Here is a 17,220-nt window from a genome sequence, read left to right on the forward strand (position 1 = left end):
TCGCGATGGCGTCATAACATTCAACATCCAAGTTGACTGACCCACCGCTATCGCGAGCAGGCTCACTCCTACAAAGGTCAAGCCATAAAAAACACAAGAGGCCGATATGCACAGCGAGTTTCCAACCGAGTCCAGTTACCGCGATCAACGCGAACAATTTCTGACCGCCGCCCAAGCTGCCGGAGCCACGCTCACCTCCTACGCCCATCCGCGCTGTGGCCCTTTCGGCGAACCGCTGAGCACTGATGTCGCGGTGCTCGGTAATCCGCAGGCAAAGCGCCGGCTGGTGGCGCTCAGCGGCACTCACGGAGTTGAGGGCTATTACGGTTCGGATTGCCAGATCGACTGGCTGAAGACCTTCGTGCCGGGCTCGCTGCCCAAGGATGTCGCGGTAGTGATGATTCACCTGATCAACCCGTGGGGTACGGCGTGGCTGCGGCGGGTCAACGAAGACAATATCGACCTCAACCGCAATCACCTGGATTTCACCGAGCCGCTACCGGACAACCGCGCCTACGCCACGCTGCACGAGATCTACGCCTGCACCGATTTGCACGGCCCCGAGCGTCAGCGCACCGACGCTTTGCTCGACGCACAGATTGCCGAACACGGCTGGCCGGCGGTGATGTCGATTGTCGAGGGCGGTCAGCACAGTCATCCCGATGGACTGTTCTATGGCGGCCGCGCGCCGAGCTGGTCGAATCGCACCTTGCACCAGATCATCGATGCGCATCTGACCGGTGCGGAAGTCGTGATGTGTTTCGACCTGCACACCGGCGCCGGCGAATACGGTCATCCGATGTTGCTGACCATCACCCAGGTGCCTTACCCGGCGTTGGCGCAAGCACAGTCGATCTACGGCCCATGGTTGTACACCTTGCACACCGGCGCCGAAACGTTGAGCGAAACCGGTGTCGCCGCGACGGCTACCGGGTACACCTCGCAGGCATTGCTCAATGCGTTGCCGGGCGTGCAATTGATGCCCTTCGTGATCGAATGCGGAACGTATCCGGGGCCAGACGTGCATCGGCATTTGCGCGATGACCATTGGCTCCATCTGCATGGTGATCCGCTGGATGCGACGGGGCGGGCAATCAAGTTGAGACTGCTGGAGCAGTTTTATCCGGTGGATCCGGACTGGAGGGCGATGGTGGGGCTGCGCACTCGGCAGATCTGGGCGAAGGGGCTGATGGCCCTGTCGGCAGAGCAGACCTGAATAGGTCAGGATTGGCATTGTGGTTAGGGATTTATCTCCTCATCACAGAGGGCGGTTTTCTCGAGGCATTAAAAAACGGCCTACCTTTCGGTAAGCCGTTTTTAGTACTTGGTGGCTACACAGGGACTTGAACCCCGGACCCCAGCATTATGAATGCTATGCTCTAACCAACTGAGCTATGTAGCCAAGTGGCGCGCATTATTCCCCTGAAATGGAAAAGCGTCAAGCGTAAATTTAAAATATTTCTTCTTATTTTCAACCGCTTATCCTCCGACCCCGGAAATCGGGGCCGGGCAGGGTGTCAACGCAGCTGGAATCTCGCGGTATTGGCGCTCAACGCATGGCTGCCTTGGCTCAGCGTGTCCGCTGCGAGGTTCACCGCCCGCGCACCTTCAAGCAAACGCATCGCCGCCTGATCGACCTGCTGGATATTGCCGCTGACTTCATCGGCGGTGCTCGCCTGTTCCTCAACGGCGGTGGCGATCTGCGCCAGGGTGTCAGTGACACTTTGCACCGCGCTGGCGATTTCACCAAGACGTTCACCAAGACCGGTCACGGCTTCAGCATCCGATTGTGCCTGGCCGCACGCGGCCTCCATCAGGCTCACCGCTTCGTTGACCGTGGCGCGCAGGCTATCGACCGTGCCGGCAATCTGCGCGGTCGATGACTGGGTGCGCTGCGACAGGCTGCGAACTTCATCGGCGACCACGGCAAAGCCGCGTCCCTGTTCGCCGGCCCGTGCCGCCTCAATTGCGGCATTGAGCGCCAACAGATTGGTCTGCTCGGCGACGCCACGAATGGTGTCGACCACCAGTTGAATCTGCTGGCCCTGTTCGCTGACTCGACCGAGTGCCGCTGCGGTTTCGTTGAGGCGTTGATTGAGCTGCTGAATGCTCGCCGTGGTGCGCTGGCTGTCGCGGCTACTGTCGGCGGCGATGCGCCGGGTGTGCTGGGCGCTGCCGGAAGCCTGTTCGCAACTCTGCGCCACACCTTGCGAAGTGGCGGCCAGTTGCGTGGCAGCGGCGGCGATCTGGCTGATCTGCAATTGCTGCGCCTCGACTTCGCTCAGCGCGCCGCTGGAATGATCGTTGAGGCTGCGCACCGCGTGGCTCAGTTGTGAGGTTTCGTGATCGACCCCGAGCATGCTCGCGCGCAGTTGCACCACCGCGACGTTGAGCGCGGTGCTGATCGCCGCCAGCTCATCGCGGCCCACCACCGGCACTTGCAGGCTGAGATTGCCGTCACGCAGGGCCTCGGCCAGCAGGGTAATGCCGCTGGCGCTGCGGCGGATCGAAGCCTGCAGACAGACGAACAGGTACAGCGCCGCCAGCAACAGGCAACCGAACACGGCGGCGACCACGATGAACTGGCGAATCGCCGAGGCGTGGTAGGCGTCCAGACGCTGATCCAGCGACAGCAGCGATTGCTGGCGCAACGAGGCGAGATCACCCAGCAGAGCATCGAGGCTGCGTTCGAAGTCTTCAGGCTTGAGGGTAATGCTGCCGCCGAACACGCCGTCATCCAGCACCTTCAGCCCAGCGTCCAGACGCTTGAGGCTGTCGTGGTATTGACCGGCCCAGGTTTGCAGATCGCTCGGCAGGCGCGCTTCGAGCAGGCCTGCCGTTTTGACAAGCTGCTCGCGGGCGTCGCCGATGCGGCCACGCAGATCGCGCAGCTGCAAGCGACTTTGCAGGGTGAATTGTCCCGAGACCACCGAAGCCTGACCGACGGCGGCGAGTCGACCCACGCGCTCGATCAGATCCGGTGCGTGCTGCGTGGAGATCTGCGTCAGCAGATAGGTTTCCAGCCATGGCGCCAGCGTCAGGCGGTTGTCCATGACGATTTGCTCGCGCAAGGCTTGCAGGGCGCTGAGAGCATTGGTGAAACGGTCGTAACCGTCCGGCCACCAACCGACGCCGCTCAGGCTTTTCGAATCCAGACCGCCGAGCGCGGTTTGCAGGGCTTGATAGCGGGTGAGGGTTTCGCCTTCGGCACCTTCATTTTTCAGCGCGTTGCCCAAATCACTGGTGGCTTGCTGGACGGCTGGTTGCACCGCGTCAAACGCCGCCATGGCGGCGAGGGTCGCCGGGGTTGGCTGGCGATTGGTTTCGGTGGCGCGCCAACGGGCGGCGCGGTCACGCTGGGCGGCGAGCAGGTTGTCCAGCGCATCAAGGCTGAGCAACTGGCGTACGCCGGCGCGTTCGCCGGAAATCAGGTTGAGCCTGTCGCGATAGTCCTGGCCGATCATCAACAGGCTGCCGGCCAACGGCAGAATGAACAGTAGAAACAACAACTGGAATTTACGTGCGAAGCCAAACCGCCCCAGCAATTTGATCCCCGGTGACAAGAAAGCCTGCATGCCTCATGACTCCTCTGGACACCACGCACCAATGGCGTGCATCGCGGTCGTGTGACCTGGATGTCGTGCCCTGCTAAAAGGCCTCGAAAGTTCACTCTCGCCCGCTCTGTAGGCCGGCTCTGTAGCGAAACTTCCCATTCTCGGAGGCCTTTGTAAGGCCGCCGCGTTCGAAGGGAGAAGCAAGGCAAGATTCAGACCATGGCGTTGAGCTATCACTTTGCGTGCGACGGTCAGTCAGTTAGTTAGCTGGCTAAGGGGATGGCGCTGGCGCACCGAAAAATGGCACATTGACGCACCTGCCTGCGTGCTCCCATCTGCTGTACGGAAACTTTCATGGCTATCAGCAACGTTCAGACCGCCGCTGCCTCGGCGTCCGCTCCTCCGCAAAGCAGCCCGTTGGTGATGCGTATCATCGGCGCAGTGGCGCTGGCGCATTTGATCAACGACCTGATTCAGTCGGTGCTGCCGTCGATCTATCCGATGCTCAAGGCCAACTATGGTTTGAGCTTCACCCAAGTCGGTTTGATTACCTTGACCTTTCAACTGACAGCATCGTTGCTGCAGCCGTGGGTCGGTTATCACACTGACCGCCATCCGAAACCGTGGCTGTTGCCGGCAGGTTCGATCTGCACGCTGATTGGCATCGTGATGATGTCGGTGGTCGGCAGTTTTCCATTGATTCTGTTGGCGGCGGCGCTGATCGGTATCGGCTCCTCGACTTTCCACCCCGAGGCTTCGCGGATCGCGCGGTTGGCCTCGGGCGGACGCTTTGGTCTGGCGCAATCGACCTTCCAGGTCGGTGGTAACGCCGGTTCTGCGTTCGGCCCGTTGCTGGCGGCGGCGATCATCATTCCGTTCGGTCAGGGCAACGTGGCGTGGTTCGGTCTGTTCGCGGTGTTTGCGCTGTTCGTGCTGTATCGCATCAGCCGCTGGTACGCCCATCACCTGAACCTGTTCAAGCTCAAGGCCGGGCAGGCGGCGACTCACGGGTTGTCGAAGGGCAGGGTGATCAGTGCGCTGGTGGTGTTGGGGCTGTTGGTGTTTTCCAAGTATTTCTACATGGCCAGCCTCACCAGCTATTTCACCTTTTACCTGATCGAGAAGTTCGACCTGTCGGTGGCCAGTTCGCAACTGCACCTGTTCCTGTTTCTCGGAGCAGTGGCGGCGGGGACGTTCTTTGGCGGGCCGATCGGCGACAAGATCGGGCGTAAGGCGGTGATCTGGTTTTCGATCCTCGGCGTGGCGCCGTTCACGTTGCTAATGCCGCACGTCGATCTGTTCTGGACCACTGTCCTCAGCGTGGTGATCGGCTTCATTCTCGCCTCGGCGTTCTCGGCGATTGTGGTTTACGCGCAGGAACTGGTGCCGGGCAATGTCGGGATGATCGCCGGGGTGTTCTTCGGCTTGATGTTTGGTTTCGGCGGGATTGGTGCTGCGCTGCTGGGGCATCTGGCGGATGTGCACGGTATCGAGTACGTGTATTTCCTGTGCTCTTTTTTGCCGTTGTTTGGCGTGCTGGCGATCTTCCTGCCACGCACCAAAAAAACCTGACCTACACAATTCCAACGGTGGGAGCGGGCTTGCTCGCGAAGGCGGTATATCAGTCGATATTAATGTGGCTGACCCACCGCCTTCGCGAGCAAGCCCGCTCCCACAGGGGGATTGGTGGTGTTGCAAACAAATCTGTCAGGCACAAAAAAGCCGCGTATCAAACGCGGCTTTTTCTTGGGCGTGTCGCTTACACGTTGAAGCGGAAGTGCATCACGTCGCCGTCTTTGACGATGTAGTCCTTGCCTTCCAGGCGCCATTTACCGGCTTCCTTGGTACCGGCTTCACCCTTGTACTGGATGAAGTCGTTGTAGGCGATGACTTCGGCGCGGATGAAGCCTTTCTCGAAGTCGGTGTGGATCACGCCAGCAGCTTGTGGTGCGGTGGCACCGACGCGGACGGTCCAGGCGCGGACTTCTTCGACACCGGCGGTGAAGTAGGTCTGCAGGTGCAGCATTTCGTAGCCGGCGCGGATCACGCGGTTCAGGCCAGGCTCTTCCAGGCCCAAGGCCTCGAGGAACATGTCTTTCTCTTCGCCGTCATCGAGCTCGGCGATTTCCGCTTCGATCTTGTTGCACACCGGAACCACCATGGCGCCTTCTTCTTCGGCGATGGCCTTGACCACGTCCAGGTGCGGGTTGTTCTCGAAACCGTCTTCAGCGACGTTGGCGATGTACATGACCGGTTTGGTGGTCAGCAGGTGGAAGCCCTTGATCACCGACTTTTCGTCAGCGCTCATGTTCTTCATCAGGCTGCGCGCAGGCTTGGCCTCGGTGAAGTGCGCGATCAGTTGCTCAAGCAGAGCTTTCTGAACCACGGCGTCCTTGTCACCGCCCTTGGCGTTGCGCGCGACTTTCTGCAGTTGCTTCTCGCAGCTGTCGAGGTCGGCGAAGATCAGTTCCAGGTCGATGATTTCGATGTCGCGCTTCGGGTCGACGCTGTTGGACACGTGGATCACGTTGTCGTCTTCGAAGCAGCGCACCACGTGAGCGATGGCGTCGGTTTCGCGGATGTTGGCCAGGAACTTGTTGCCCAGACCTTCACCTTTCGAGGCGCCGGCCACCAGGCCTGCGATGTCGACGAATTCCATGGTGGTCGGCAGGATGCGCTTCGGATTGACGATGGCCGCCAGGGCTTCCAGGCGCGGATCCGGCATCGGCACGATGCCGCTGTTCGGCTCGATGGTGCAGAAGGGGAAGTTCTCGGCCGCGATACCGGATTTGGTCAGGGCGTTGAACAGGGTGGACTTGCCGACGTTAGGCAGGCCGACGATGCCGCAATTGAATCCCATGGTGTTTCCCCTCGGATTAGAGTCAGGCCTTCTGGCTGTGCAGGTTTTTCATCGCGCGGTTCCATTCACCGGCGAGGATATCCGGCAGCACGCCGAGGGCAAAGTCGATGCTGGCATCGAGTTTTTCCTGTTCGGCGCGTGGCGCACGACCCAGGACGAAATTTGAAACCATACTGGCGACGCCCGGGTGGCCGATGCCAAGCCGCAGGCGGTAGAAAGTATTCTGATTGCCCAGTTGCGCGATGATGTCGCGCAACCCGTTGTGACCGCCATGGCCGCCGCCCTGCTTGAGCTTGGCGACGCCCGGAGGCAGGTCGAGTTCGTCGTGCGCCACCAGGATTTCTTCAGGCTTGATGCGGAAGAAACCGGCGAGTGCCGCCACGGCCTGGCCGCTGCGGTTCATGTAGGTGGTGGGAATCAGCAGACGAACATCCTGACCCTGATGCGAGTAGCGCCCGGTCAGGCCGAAATATTTGCGATCGGCCACAAGGTTCACACCTTGCGCGGCGGCGATACGCTCAACAAAAAGGGCCCCTGCGTTATGCCGGGTCTGTTCGTATTCAGCGCCTGGATTACCCAGGCCAACGATCAGTTTGATGGCAGTCACGATAGGGGCCCTTCCTTGGAGTGGTGGTTAACATCGCCGCGATCAGTGAAGGCGGCGAAAGTGGACGAAAATTGCTCATTTACCATGAATGTAAACTCCGCGTTCTCGCCCGCTTTCTCGCTACGTTCCAGTCCGCGATGTTTCACTCACTCCGACGAACAGAGTGAAATTACTCTGCTGCGCCTTCTTCGGTAGCTTCTGGAGCAACACGTGGAGCGTGGACGTTGGCTACTGCCTTGTCATCGCCGTGTGCCAGAGCAACGAACTCGACACCTTTAGGAGCTTTGAGGTCCGACAGGTGAACGATGGTGCCGATTTCAGCGTCAGCCAAGTCGACTTCGATGAACTCAGGCAGGTCTTTTGGCAGGCAGGAAACTTCGATCTCGGCAACAACGTGCGAGATTTCGCCGCCTTTCTTCACTGGAGCAGCTTCGTTGATGAAGTGCACAGGAACGATAGCGGTCAGTTTCTGGCCAGCTACAACGCGTACGAAGTCAGCGTGCATCACGTGGCCTTTGGCCGGGTGACGTTGCAGGGCTTTGATGACGACGTTTTGTTTCTTGCCACCAACGTTCAGCTCGATGATGTGGCTGTAAGCCGCTTCGTTTTCGAGCAGTTTGGCAACTTCTTTGGCCAGCATGCTGATGGATTCAGGGGCTTTGTCGCCACCGTAAACAACAGCTGGAACCAGAGCGGCGAGACGACGCAGGCGGCGGCTCGCACCTTTCCCCAGGTCGGAACGCACTTCAGCATTCAGAGTAAAATCGTTCATTTTGTATCTCCAAAATAGCCATGACCGAGTGGCGTTTGCGACCAGCGCCAAACACGGTATGGGCAAAAAAGCCCCGCCCCGACAGGAATGCCGGGGCGGGGCGCTTTTCGTCAACGAGACATTTCGAGAAGGGCAGGGCCCTTAACGGAACATCGCGCTGATCGATTCTTCATTGCTGATGCGGCGAACCGCTTCGGCAACAACCGGTGCGATATCCAGTTGACGGATACGTGCACAGGCTTGTGCTGCAGCGGACAGCGGGATGGTGTTAGTCACCACCAGCTCGTCCAGCACGGAATTTTCGATATTCTCGATGGCCCGACCCGACAGCACAGGGTGTGTGCAGTAGGCAAAGACCTTGGCTGCGCCATGCTCTTTCAGGGCCTTGGCCGCGTGGCACAGAGTGCCGGCGGTATCGACCATGTCATCGACCAGAATGCAGGTACGCCCTTCGACATCACCGATGATATGCATCACTTCAGAGTGATTGGCTTTCTCACGGCGTTTGTCGATGATCCCGAGATCCACGCCCAGGGATTTGGCAACAGCCCGTGCACGCACGACGCCACCAATGTCCGGGGACACGATCATCAGGTTTTCGAAGCGCTGATCTTCAATGTCATCCACCAGAACCGGGGAGCCGTAGATGTTATCTACCGGAATATCGAAGAAACCCTGAATCTGGTCAGCATGCAGATCAACCGTGAGAACACGGTCGATGCCGACTACGGTAAGCATGTCAGCAACGACTTTCGCGCTGATAGCCACACGTGCGGAACGCGGACGGCGATCCTGACGGGCATAACCAAAATAAGGAATAACAGCAGTAATACGAGTAGCCGAGGAGCGGCGGAAGGCATCAGCCATCACTACCAGTTCCATCAGGTTATCGTTGGTCGGAGCGCAAGTCGGCTGAATAATGAAAACGTCTTTACCGCGAACGTTTTCATTGATCTCGGCAGTAATTTCGCCGTCGGAGAACTTACCGACAGAGATGTCACCGAGAGGGATATGCAGCTGACGTACAACACGCCGAGCCAGATCGGGGTTAGCGTTCCCCGTAAAGACCATCATCTTGGACACGCGCAGTACCTAGAGGCTGAGGGTAACCTGGATGAGTATAGAAAATGGCAGGGGCGGCTGGATTCGAACCAACGCATGGCAGGATCAAAACCTGCTGCCTTACCGCTTGGCGACGCCCCTGTATCTGTTGCTTCAAGTGCCTGGCACTTGATTCCTTTTAGAGCAGACTTTGCAGCTTGCGATGCAACATCGAAACGTTGCTTCCTTTCGCTACAAACCCTGTAAGGGTCTCTGTCAGAAGGGCCGAGACTTTATCAGCTTCAGCTTTGCTTGGGAAGCCCCCAAACACACAACTTCCAGTTCCGGTGAGTTTTGCTTCGGTAAATTTACCTAACAAATCCAATGCGTTACGTACTTCTGGATAACGCCTTGCAACCACCGGCAAGCAGTCATTTCGACTGTTTCCCTCGGGAACGGGGCGCACTTTAATGGGCGGCGTGTTACGTGTCAACAAAGGATCGGAAAAAATTTCTGCCGTACTTACAGAGACTTGCGGCACAAGCACCAGATACCACGGTTCTTCGGGGTCGACCGGGGTCAGTTTCTCGCCCACGCCTTCGGCAAATGCCGCGTGACCACGGACGAAAACCGGCACGTCGGCGCCGAGCGACAGGCCCAATGCCGCGAGGCGATCTTCATCCCAGCCCAGTTGCCACAAGTGATTGAGGCCGAGCAGGGTGGTCGCCGCATTCGAGCTGCCGCCACCGATGCCGCCGCCCATGGGCAGCACCTTGTCGATCCAGATGTCGATGCCGAGTGTACAGCCGGACTGTTGCTGAAGCATTTTCGCCGCGCGCACGATCAGGTTGCTGTCGTGGGGCACGCCAGCGAATTCGGTGTGCAGATGAATCAAGCCGTCATCGCGCACGGCGAAGGTGATTTCGTCGCCGTAATCGACAAACTGAAACAGCGTCTGCAATTCGTGGTAGCCGTCCGCGCGGCGTCCGAGAATGTGCAGCATCAGGTTGAGCTTGGCCGGCGACGGCAGCGTCAGGCGTGGAGCGGTCATGCTTTATTGCCCCAATTTACGCGGTTGCCAGGTCTTGATCACCAGCGTCACGTCCAGATCGGTGCCATGCAGCTTGATCCGCTCGGGCAGCCAGTAACCGTTTTGCTCGGCGTAGCTGAGGTACTCGACTTTCCAGCCGTCCTGTTCCAGATTGGCCAGGCGACTGTCGTTATCGAGGGTCAGACGGCTTTTGCTGCTGGGGGCCGGCAGGCCACGGACCCACCAGGCCAGATTGGATACCGGCAGCTTCCAGCCGAGTTGCTCTTCGAGCAGCGCTTCCGGTGACTCGGAGTCATAGCGGCCCTGATTGGCGACTTCCAGCGAAACCTTGCCCGGGCGCCCGGTCAGACGTGCCGCGCCACGACCCAGCGGGCCGGACAGGCGAATGTCGTAGTAGTCCTGACGTTGCAGCCAGAACAGCGTGCCGCTGCCGGAGTCTTTCGGCGCGCGAATGCCGATCTTGCCGTCGATCTGCCAGCCGTCGAGGCCGGCCAGCTGTTGTTTGTTCGCGGCCCACTGAGCCGGACTGCCGTGGCCCTCGACCGATTCGCGAGCGCCGAAGCCCGCGCAACCGGCGAGCAGGGCGATGAAGCTGAAAACAATAACGTGGCGCAAAAACATGAGTTAAAGAGTCTCGGATCCGGTCAGGCGCTTGATGGTGCTGCGCAGGATGGTGCTGTCGGGCTGATCTTTGAGGTACTTGCCCCAGACTTGTTTGGCCTCGCGCTGATTGCCCTTGACCCACAACACTTCGCCCAAGTGCGCGGCGACTTCGTGGTCCGGGAAACGCTCGAGCGCCTGACGCAGATATTTCTCGGCGTCGTCCAGATTGCCCATGCGGAAATTCACCCAGCCGAGGCTGTCGAGTACCGCCGGGTCTTCCGGATTGATCTGGTGCGCCTGTTCGATCAGGGCCTTGGCTTCAGCGTAGCGGGTGGTGCGATCGGACAGGGTGTAGCCCAGCGCATTGAGCGCCATGGCGTTGTCCGGGTCGCGCTTGATGATCAGGCGCAGGTCTTTTTCCATCTGTGCCAGATCATTGCGTTTTTCCGCGAGCATGGCCCGGGTGTAGAGCAGATTCAGATCGTCCGGGTATTGCTGCAACGCTTTATCCAGGGTTTTCCAAGCCTTGTCGTCCTGTTTGTTGGCCGACAGGGTTTCGGATTCGATCAGATACAGCTGGATCGCGTAATCCGGCTGGGCATCGCGTTCGGCGGCGAGTTTGCTCTGGGCTTCGGCGGTCTTGCCGTTGTTCATCAGAATATCGGCCTGACGCAGTTGCGCCGGCAGATAGTCATTGCCAGGGCCGACCTGCGCGTATTCGATCAGCGCGCCCTGCGGGTCGTTGCGTTCTTCGGCGATGCGACCCAGGTTCAGGTGCGCCGAGTCAACGTGGCTTTCCCGGGCGATCAGGTCTTCCAGGTAACCCTTGGCCTCGTCCCAGGCCTTGGCTTCCAGGCACACCAGTGCCAGCGAATAACGCAGTTCGTCGTCTTCCGGGTATTGCTGAACGAGGGTGGAGAACTCGACCTTGGCGTCATCCATCCGGTCCTGTTCAACCAGCGTGCGCGCATAAGTCAGGCGCAGGCGCTTGTCGTCCGGGTATTTCTTGATGCTTTTCCGCAACAGCGGCAGGGCTTCGTCGCCACGATTCATGGTTTGCAGCAGACGCGCGCGCAGCAGGATCGGCGCAATCTCGCCTTCTTCCGGCGGATTGTCTTCGAGCAGGGTCAGAGCGGCTTTATTGTCGCCGTCCTGTTGCAGCAGCAGGGCCTTGCCGAAAATCAGCTGGCTGTTCTTCGGGTGGCGCTGTAGCAGACGGTCGAAACTTTTCATCAGGCCGTTGCGGGTTTCCTGATCGGTATCGGCGGCCGACAGCGCGAGGAAGTCGAAATGGGTGTCGCCCTTGCCCTGCAGGACTTTCTCCATATAAACCATGGAGTCGTCATAACGCCCGGCGCGGGCCAGTTGCACGGCGGCGGCGCGTTGCGCTTCGAGGTCGTCCGGAGCGTTTTTTGCCCAGATCAGGGCGGTGTCCAGCGCAGGCTGGTCGGCACCGAGGTATTCGGCGATGCGGAACGCGCGCTCGGAAACCCCCGGGTCCTGAGTATTGATCGCCTGGGTCACGTAGTTGTCCAGGGCAATGTCGAAACGATTGCGCTGGCCGGCGAGTTCGGCGCTCAACAGGCTGAAAACGGTTTCCTCGCTGAACGAGCTGTAAACCTTGGGTTTTTCAGGCGCGGGCGTGGTGTCTTCGACCGGCGGGGTACCGTCCGGCGAAACGGGTGCCATGGCCTGGCAGCCGCTGAGGAAGACAAAAGCAAGGAGCAACGCGGAAGATCTATTCATATAGGAGAAGGACGACTAACCTGCGGTCGGATCATCATGACACAAGCCTTCGGCCAAACATAACCGAGTCTCGAATGTGGCCTTTATAGTGGCCGACAATTGGGACAATAGTCAGCGGTAGTTGTTCTGAATCTGACGAAGTAGGACAATTGCCGGCTTCACGTCACCATCAGCGACCTTGAATGGCCTTCCTTGCACTCGGTATTAACCACAAGACTGCTTCAGTAGACGTCCGCGAGCGCGTGGCCTTTACCCCTGAGCAGCTGGTGGAGGCCTTGCAGCAGCTCTGCCGACTCACCGACAGCCGCGAAGCTGCGATCCTCTCCACCTGCAATCGCAGTGAGCTGTATATAGAACAGGATCAGGTTTCGGCTGATCTGGTTCTGCGCTGGCTGGCCGATTATCACCATTTAAGCCTCGATGAGCTGCGCGCGAGTGCTTATGTGCATGAAGATGATGCGGCAGTTCGTCACATGATGCGCGTCGCCTCCGGGCTCGACTCGCTGGTGCTGGGCGAACCGCAGATTCTCGGCCAGATGAAATCGGCCTACGCCGTGGCGCGTGAGGCCGGGACCATCGGCCCGCTGCTGGGGCGGCTGTTTCAAGCGACATTCAATGCCGCCAAGCAAGTGCGTACCGACACCGCCATCGGCGAAAACCCGGTGTCCGTGGCGTTTGCCGCCGTCAGCCTGGCCAAACAGATTTTCAGCGATCTGCAACGCAGCCAGGCCTTGCTGATCGGCGCTGGCGAGACCATCACGCTGGTCGCCCGCCATTTGCATGAGCTGGGGGTCAAGCGCATCGTGGTCGCCAACCGTACGCTGGAACGTGCCAGCCTGCTGGCCGAGCAGTTCGGTGCCCACGCGGTGCTGCTCTCGGACATTCCGGCGGAGTTGGTGCGCAGCGATATCGTGATCAGTTCGACCGCCAGCCAGTTGCCGATTCTCGGCAAGGGCGCGGTCGAAAGTGCGCTGAAGCAGCGCAAGCACAAGCCGATCTTCATGGTCGACATCGCCGTACCCCGCGACATCGAGCCGGAAGTCGGCGAACTCGACGACGTTTACCTGTACAGCGTCGACGATCTGCACGAAGTGGTCGCCGAGAACCTCAAGAGTCGTCAGGGCGCAGCCCAGGCGGCGGAAGAGATGGTCTCGGTCGGCGCCGACGATTTCATGGTGCGTCTGCGTGAGCTGGCGGCGGTCGATGTGCTCAAGGCTTATCGGCAACAAAGCGAACGCCTGCGCGACGAGGAGCTGCAAAAAGCCCTGCGTCTGCTGGCCAACGGCGGCAACGCCGAAGATGTGCTCGGGCAACTGGCCCGCGGCCTGACCAATAAACTGCTGCATGCGCCCAGCGTGCAATTGAAAAAGCTTTCTGCCGAAGGCCGCCTCGATGCGCTGGCCATGGCCCAGGAACTCTTTGCCCTCGAGGGCTCACCGGATAGTTTTTCGGATAAAAAACCGCAATGAAAGCGTCACTGCTCAACAAGCTGGACACCCTCCAGGACCGTTTCGAGGAACTGACCGCGCTGCTCGGCGACGGCGAAGTCATTGTCGATCAGGCCAGATTCCGCGCCTATTCCAAGGAATACGCCGAACTCGAGCCGGTGGTACAAGGCTACAAAAAGCTGCTCGGCGTACAAAGTGATCTTGAAGGCGCCCAGGCGCTGCTCAAGGACAGCGACCCGGACATGCGTGAAATGGCCGTGGAAGAAGTCCGCGAAGCCAAGGAATTGCTGATCAGGCTGGAAGATGATCTGCAGCGCATGTTGCTGCCCAAGGATCCCAATGACGGGCGTAACGTCTTTCTTGAAATTCGCGCCGGTACCGGTGGCGACGAGGCGGCGATCTTCTCCGGCGATCTGTTTCGCATGTACTCGCGTTACGCCGAGCGACGTGGCTGGCGTGTGGAGATTCTTTCGGAAAACGAAGGCGAGCACGGTGGCTATAAAGAAGTCATCGCCCGCATTGAAGGCGACAACGTTTACGGCAAGCTGAAATTCGAGTCCGGCGCGCACCGCGTACAGCGTGTACCCGCCACCGAATCCCAAGGCCGTATCCACACCTCGGCCTGCACCGTGGCGGTATTGCCCGAACCGGACGAGCGCGAAGCCATCGAGATCAACCCGGCGGATCTGCGTGTCGACACTTATCGTTCTTCCGGGGCCGGTGGTCAGCACGTCAACACCACCGACTCGGCGATCCGCATCACGCACATACCGACCGGCACCGTCGTCGAGTGTCAGGAAGAACGTTCCCAGCACAAGAACCGTGCCCGGGCGATGGCCTGGCTGTCGGCCAAGCTCAACGATCAGCAAACCGCAGCGGCGGCGAATGCGATTGCCAGCGAGCGTAAGTTGCTGGTGGGTTCCGGTGACCGTTCCGAGCGCATTCGCACGTACAACTTTGCCCAGGGCCGGGTCACTGACCATCGCGTCAACCTGACCCTGTACTCCCTTGATGAGATCCTCGCCGGTGGCGTTGAGGCGGTGATCGAGCCTTTGCTGGCCGAATACCAGGCCGACCAGCTTGCAGCGATAGGTGAATAAATGACCATCATTGCCAGTCTGTTGCGCGCCGCCGAACTGCCGGACTCGCCCACCGCGCGCCTGGATGCCGAATTGCTCCTGGCCGCGGCACTGGGCAAATCGCGAAGCTTCCTGCACACCTGGCCCGAGCGCATCGTACCCAGCGAAGCGGTGCTGATTTTTACCGAGTACCTGCAACGGCGTCGAAGTGGCGAGCCGGTGGCCTACATCCTTGGTCAGCAGGGGTTCTGGAAGCTCGATCTGGAAGTGGCGCCGCACACTCTGATCCCGCGCCCAGACACCGAGTTGCTGGTCGAGGCCGCACTGGAACTGCTGGCGGCAACGCCGGCGAAAGTCCTCGATCTGGGCACCGGCAGCGGCGCGATTGCCCTGGCCCTGGCCAGCGAACGCCCGGCGTGGAACGTCACGGCGGTGGATCGCGTGCTGGAAGCCGTGGCCCTTGCCGAACGCAACCGTCAGCGCTTGAACCTGAACAACGCCACGGTGCTGAGCAGCCACTGGTTCAGCGCCCTCGAAGGCCAGCGCTTCAATCTGATCATCAGCAACCCGCCGTACATCGCGGCTGCCGACCCGCATCTGGTCGAGGGCGACGTGCGCTTCGAACCGGCCAGTGCGCTGGTGGCCGGTGTCGACGGGCTCGACGATCTGCGCCTGATTGTCGCCCAGGCTCCGGATCATCTGGAAGCCGGCGGCTGGCTGATGCTCGAACACGGCTATGATCAAGCCGAAGCCGTGCGTGATCTGTTGCTCACCCGTGGTTTTGAACAAGTCCACAGCCGCACCGATCTGGGCGGCCATCAACGGATCAGCCTGGGGCGCCTGCCGTGCTGAATGATCAGGAATTGCTGCGCTACAGCCGGCAGATTCTGCTGCAACACATCGATATCGATGGGCAACTGAAGCTGAAAGACAGCCGCGTGCTGATCGTCGGCCTCGGCGGTCTCGGCGCCCCGGTCGCGCTGTATCTGGCGGCGGCGGGTGTCGGTGAGTTGCATCTGGCGGATTTCGACACGGTCGACCTGACCAACCTGCAGCGCCAGATCATTCATGACACCGACAGCGTCGGCATGAGCAAGGTCGACTCGGCGCTCAAGCGCCTGAGCGCGATCAATCCCGAGATTAAACTGGTGCCTCATCGTCAGGCGCTGGACGAGGATTCCCTGGCCGCCGCCGTGTCGGCGGTGGATCTGGTGCTCGACTGCTCCGATAACTTCTCCACCCGCGAGGCGGTCAACGCCGCGTGTGTGGCAGCGCGCAAACCGCTGGTCAGCGGCGCGGCGATTCGTCTGGAAGGGCAGTTGTCGGTGTTCGACCCGCGCCGCCCGGAAAGTCCGTGCTACCACTGTCTGTACGGGCATGGCAGCGAAGCCGAACTGACGTGCAGCGAGGCCGGTGTGGTCGGGCCCCTGGTGGGGCTGGTCGGCAGCCTGCAGGCGCTTGAAGCGTTGAAAGTGCTGGTCGGTTTTGGCGAACCGTTGGTGGGTCGTTTGCTGTTGATCGATGCCTTGGGTTCGCGCTTCCGTGAATTGCGGGTCAAGCGTGATCCGGGTTGCAGCGTCTGTGGTTCGCAGCATGCGTGAGGCGCCGATCGCGGTGTTCGACTCCGGTGTTGGCGGCTTGTCGGTACTGGCTGAAATCCAGCATTTGCTGCCCCATGAATCACTGCTGTATTTCGCCGATTGCGGGCATATTCCCTACGGCGAGAAAACTCCGGAGTTCATCCGCCAGCGCTGCAATGTGATGGCCGGCTTTTTCCGGGAGCAGGGCGCCAAGGCCTTGGTGATCGCCTGCAACACGGCGACGGTGGCCGCAGTTGCCGATCTGCGCCGGGATTTCCCCGAGTGGCCGATCGTTGGCATGGAGCCAGCGGTCAAACCCGCAGCTGCCGCCACCCGCAGCGGTGTGGTTGGCGTACTCGCCACCACCGGCACGTTGCAGAGTGCCAAGTTCGCCGCGTTGCTCGACCGCTTCGCCGCTGACGTTCGCGTCATCACCCAGCCGTGCCCCGGTCTGGTGGAACTGATTGAAAGCGGTGATCTGCACAGCGCCGAGTTGCGCACGTTGCTGCAGCACTACGTCGATCCGCTGCTGGCCAACGGTTGCGACACGATCATTCTCGGTTGCACTCACTATCCGTTTCTCAAGCCGATGCTCAAGACGATGATTCCCGACAGCATCAGCCTGATTGACACTGGCGCAGCCGTAGCGCGGCAACTGCAACGGTTGCTGGCCGAACGTGATCTGCTGGCCGAAGGGCCGAACCGCCCGGTCAGATTCTGGACCAGTGCCGACCCCGCGTTCTTCCGCAAGACCCTGCCCCTGTTGGGTCAGGTTGCCGGCGACGTCGAAAAATTCAGCTTGTAAAAAAAATGTGAAATAACTAAAAAAACAGCTGAACTTCTAATCAGGCGCTAGCTTCTATAGCGATGAGTTATCTA

General features: G+C 60.0%; 15 protein-coding genes and 2 tRNA genes. 7 read left to right on the forward strand and 10 right to left on the reverse strand.

Annotation, left to right across the window (positions count from 1 at the left end; genetic code table 11):
* Positions 1–106 precede the first annotated feature (106 nt).
* On the forward strand, positions 107–1,216 hold the full coding sequence (locus V3W27_RS24765) for a DUF2817 domain-containing protein (protein WP_330207770.1): 1,110 nt from the start codon (positions 107–109) through the stop codon (positions 1,214–1,216).
* Positions 1,217–1,325: 109 nt separating this feature from the next.
* Here V3W27_RS24765 and V3W27_RS24770 read toward each other — a convergent pair.
* Positions 1,326–1,402, reverse strand: a tRNA-Met gene (locus V3W27_RS24770).
* 115 nt (positions 1,403–1,517) lie between these two features.
* Positions 1,518–3,575: a methyl-accepting chemotaxis protein gene (locus tag V3W27_RS24775; protein WP_330207771.1), complete on the reverse strand. Its 2,058-nt coding sequence runs from the start codon at positions 3,573–3,575 to the stop codon at positions 1,518–1,520.
* Positions 3,576–3,908: 333 nt separating this feature from the next.
* Between V3W27_RS24775 and V3W27_RS24780 the strand changes: the two genes are divergently transcribed.
* On the forward strand, positions 3,909–5,126 hold the full coding sequence (locus V3W27_RS24780) for an MFS transporter (protein WP_096797288.1): 1,218 nt from the start codon (positions 3,909–3,911) through the stop codon (positions 5,124–5,126).
* Positions 5,127–5,313: 187 nt separating this feature from the next.
* Here V3W27_RS24780 and ychF read toward each other — a convergent pair whose 3' ends face one another.
* From ychF to V3W27_RS24820, 8 genes are all read right to left on the reverse strand, one after another.
* A complete protein-coding gene (gene ychF / locus V3W27_RS24785; protein WP_047599160.1) occupies positions 5,314–6,414 on the reverse strand; it encodes a redox-regulated ATPase YchF in 1,101 nt (366 codons plus the stop codon).
* 22 nt (positions 6,415–6,436) lie between these two features.
* Positions 6,437–7,021 carry an aminoacyl-tRNA hydrolase gene (pth, locus tag V3W27_RS24790; protein ID WP_003228164.1) on the reverse strand — a complete coding sequence of 195 codons (585 nt, stop codon included), beginning with the start codon at positions 7,019–7,021 and terminating at the stop codon, positions 6,437–6,439.
* 169 nt (positions 7,022–7,190) lie between these two features.
* Complete coding sequence (locus tag V3W27_RS24795; protein ID WP_095136806.1) at positions 7,191–7,793, reverse strand: 50S ribosomal protein L25/general stress protein Ctc; 603 nt, start codon at positions 7,791–7,793, stop codon at positions 7,191–7,193.
* Between the two features lie 141 nt (positions 7,794–7,934).
* A complete protein-coding gene (locus V3W27_RS24800) occupies positions 7,935–8,876 on the reverse strand; it encodes a ribose-phosphate pyrophosphokinase (RefSeq protein WP_003171603.1) in 942 nt (313 codons plus the stop codon).
* A 45-nt stretch (positions 8,877–8,921) separates the two neighbouring features.
* Positions 8,922–8,996, reverse strand: a tRNA-Gln gene (locus V3W27_RS24805).
* A 37-nt stretch (positions 8,997–9,033) separates the two neighbouring features.
* Positions 9,034–9,885, reverse strand: a complete 852-nt coding sequence (gene ispE, locus V3W27_RS24810; RefSeq protein WP_097086251.1) for a 4-(cytidine 5'-diphospho)-2-C-methyl-D-erythritol kinase — start codon at positions 9,883–9,885, stop codon at positions 9,034–9,036.
* Between the two features lie 3 nt (positions 9,886–9,888).
* The gene (lolB, locus tag V3W27_RS24815; RefSeq protein WP_027612237.1) at positions 9,889–10,506 is read right to left on the reverse strand and encodes a lipoprotein insertase outer membrane protein LolB; all 618 of its coding nucleotides are present in this window, start codon (positions 10,504–10,506) and stop codon (positions 9,889–9,891) included.
* 3 nt (positions 10,507–10,509) lie between these two features.
* Positions 10,510–12,234 carry a tetratricopeptide repeat protein gene (locus V3W27_RS24820; protein ID WP_027612236.1) on the reverse strand — a complete coding sequence of 575 codons (1,725 nt, stop codon included), beginning with the start codon at positions 12,232–12,234 and terminating at the stop codon, positions 10,510–10,512.
* Positions 12,235–12,416: 182 nt separating this feature from the next.
* Here V3W27_RS24820 and hemA point away from each other — a divergent pair, with 182 nt between their 5' ends.
* Genes hemA through murI form a run of 5 tightly spaced genes read left to right on the forward strand, consistent with a single transcriptional unit; the run spans position 12,417 to position 17,146 of the window.
* On the forward strand, positions 12,417–13,703 hold the full coding sequence (gene hemA / locus V3W27_RS24825) for a glutamyl-tRNA reductase (RefSeq protein WP_027612235.1): 1,287 nt from the start codon (positions 12,417–12,419) through the stop codon (positions 13,701–13,703).
* A complete protein-coding gene (gene prfA / locus V3W27_RS24830; protein ID WP_330207772.1) occupies positions 13,700–14,782 on the forward strand; it encodes a peptide chain release factor 1 in 1,083 nt (360 codons plus the stop codon). The genes hemA and prfA overlap by 4 nt, the downstream gene beginning before the upstream one ends.
* Complete coding sequence (gene prmC, locus V3W27_RS24835; RefSeq protein WP_098965581.1) at positions 14,783–15,613, forward strand: peptide chain release factor N(5)-glutamine methyltransferase; 831 nt, start codon at positions 14,783–14,785, stop codon at positions 15,611–15,613. It begins immediately after the preceding gene.
* Positions 15,607–16,362 carry a molybdopterin-synthase adenylyltransferase MoeB gene (locus V3W27_RS24840; protein ID WP_027612232.1) on the forward strand — a complete coding sequence of 252 codons (756 nt, stop codon included), beginning with the start codon at positions 15,607–15,609 and terminating at the stop codon, positions 16,360–16,362. Before prmC ends, V3W27_RS24840 begins: the two co-directional genes overlap by 7 nt.
* Positions 16,355–17,146, forward strand: coding sequence for a glutamate racemase (gene murI / locus V3W27_RS24845; protein WP_330207773.1), 792 nt, complete (start codon positions 16,355–16,357; stop codon positions 17,144–17,146). Before V3W27_RS24840 ends, murI begins: the two co-directional genes overlap by 8 nt.
* The last annotated feature ends 74 nt before the right edge of the window (positions 17,147–17,220 follow it).

This window comes from Pseudomonas sp. AM14(2022) (assembly GCF_036346455.1).
Classification (GTDB): Bacteria; Pseudomonadota; Gammaproteobacteria; order Pseudomonadales; family Pseudomonadaceae; genus Aquipseudomonas; species Aquipseudomonas putida_A.

Excerpts from the sequence above, each read along its gene's own strand:
- ychF (WP_047599160.1), bottom strand. The coding sequence starts at position 6,414 with ATGGGATTCAATTGCGGCATCGTCGGCCTGCCTAACGTCGGCAAGTCC.
- V3W27_RS24775 (WP_330207771.1), bottom strand. The coding sequence starts at position 3,575 with ATGCAGGCTTTCTTGTCACCGGGGATCAAATTGCTGGGGCGGTTTGGC.
- V3W27_RS24820 (WP_027612236.1), bottom strand. The coding sequence starts at position 12,234 with ATGAATAGATCTTCCGCGTTGCTCCTTGCTTTTGTCTTCCTCAGCGGC.
- V3W27_RS24765 (WP_330207770.1), top strand. The coding sequence starts at position 107 with ATGCACAGCGAGTTTCCAACCGAGTCCAGTTACCGCGATCAACGCGAA.
- hemA (WP_027612235.1), top strand. The coding sequence starts at position 12,417 with ATGGCCTTCCTTGCACTCGGTATTAACCACAAGACTGCTTCAGTAGAC.
- prmC (WP_098965581.1), top strand. The coding sequence starts at position 14,783 with ATGACCATCATTGCCAGTCTGTTGCGCGCCGCCGAACTGCCGGACTCG.
- prfA (WP_330207772.1), top strand. The coding sequence starts at position 13,700 with ATGAAAGCGTCACTGCTCAACAAGCTGGACACCCTCCAGGACCGTTTC.
- murI (WP_330207773.1), top strand. The coding sequence starts at position 16,355 with ATGCGTGAGGCGCCGATCGCGGTGTTCGACTCCGGTGTTGGCGGCTTG.
- ispE (WP_097086251.1), bottom strand. The coding sequence starts at position 9,885 with ATGACCGCTCCACGCCTGACGCTGCCGTCGCCGGCCAAGCTCAACCTG.
- V3W27_RS24780 (WP_096797288.1), top strand. The coding sequence starts at position 3,909 with ATGGCTATCAGCAACGTTCAGACCGCCGCTGCCTCGGCGTCCGCTCCT.
- lolB (WP_027612237.1), bottom strand. The coding sequence starts at position 10,506 with ATGTTTTTGCGCCACGTTATTGTTTTCAGCTTCATCGCCCTGCTCGCC.
- V3W27_RS24795 (WP_095136806.1), bottom strand. The coding sequence starts at position 7,793 with ATGAACGATTTTACTCTGAATGCTGAAGTGCGTTCCGACCTGGGGAAA.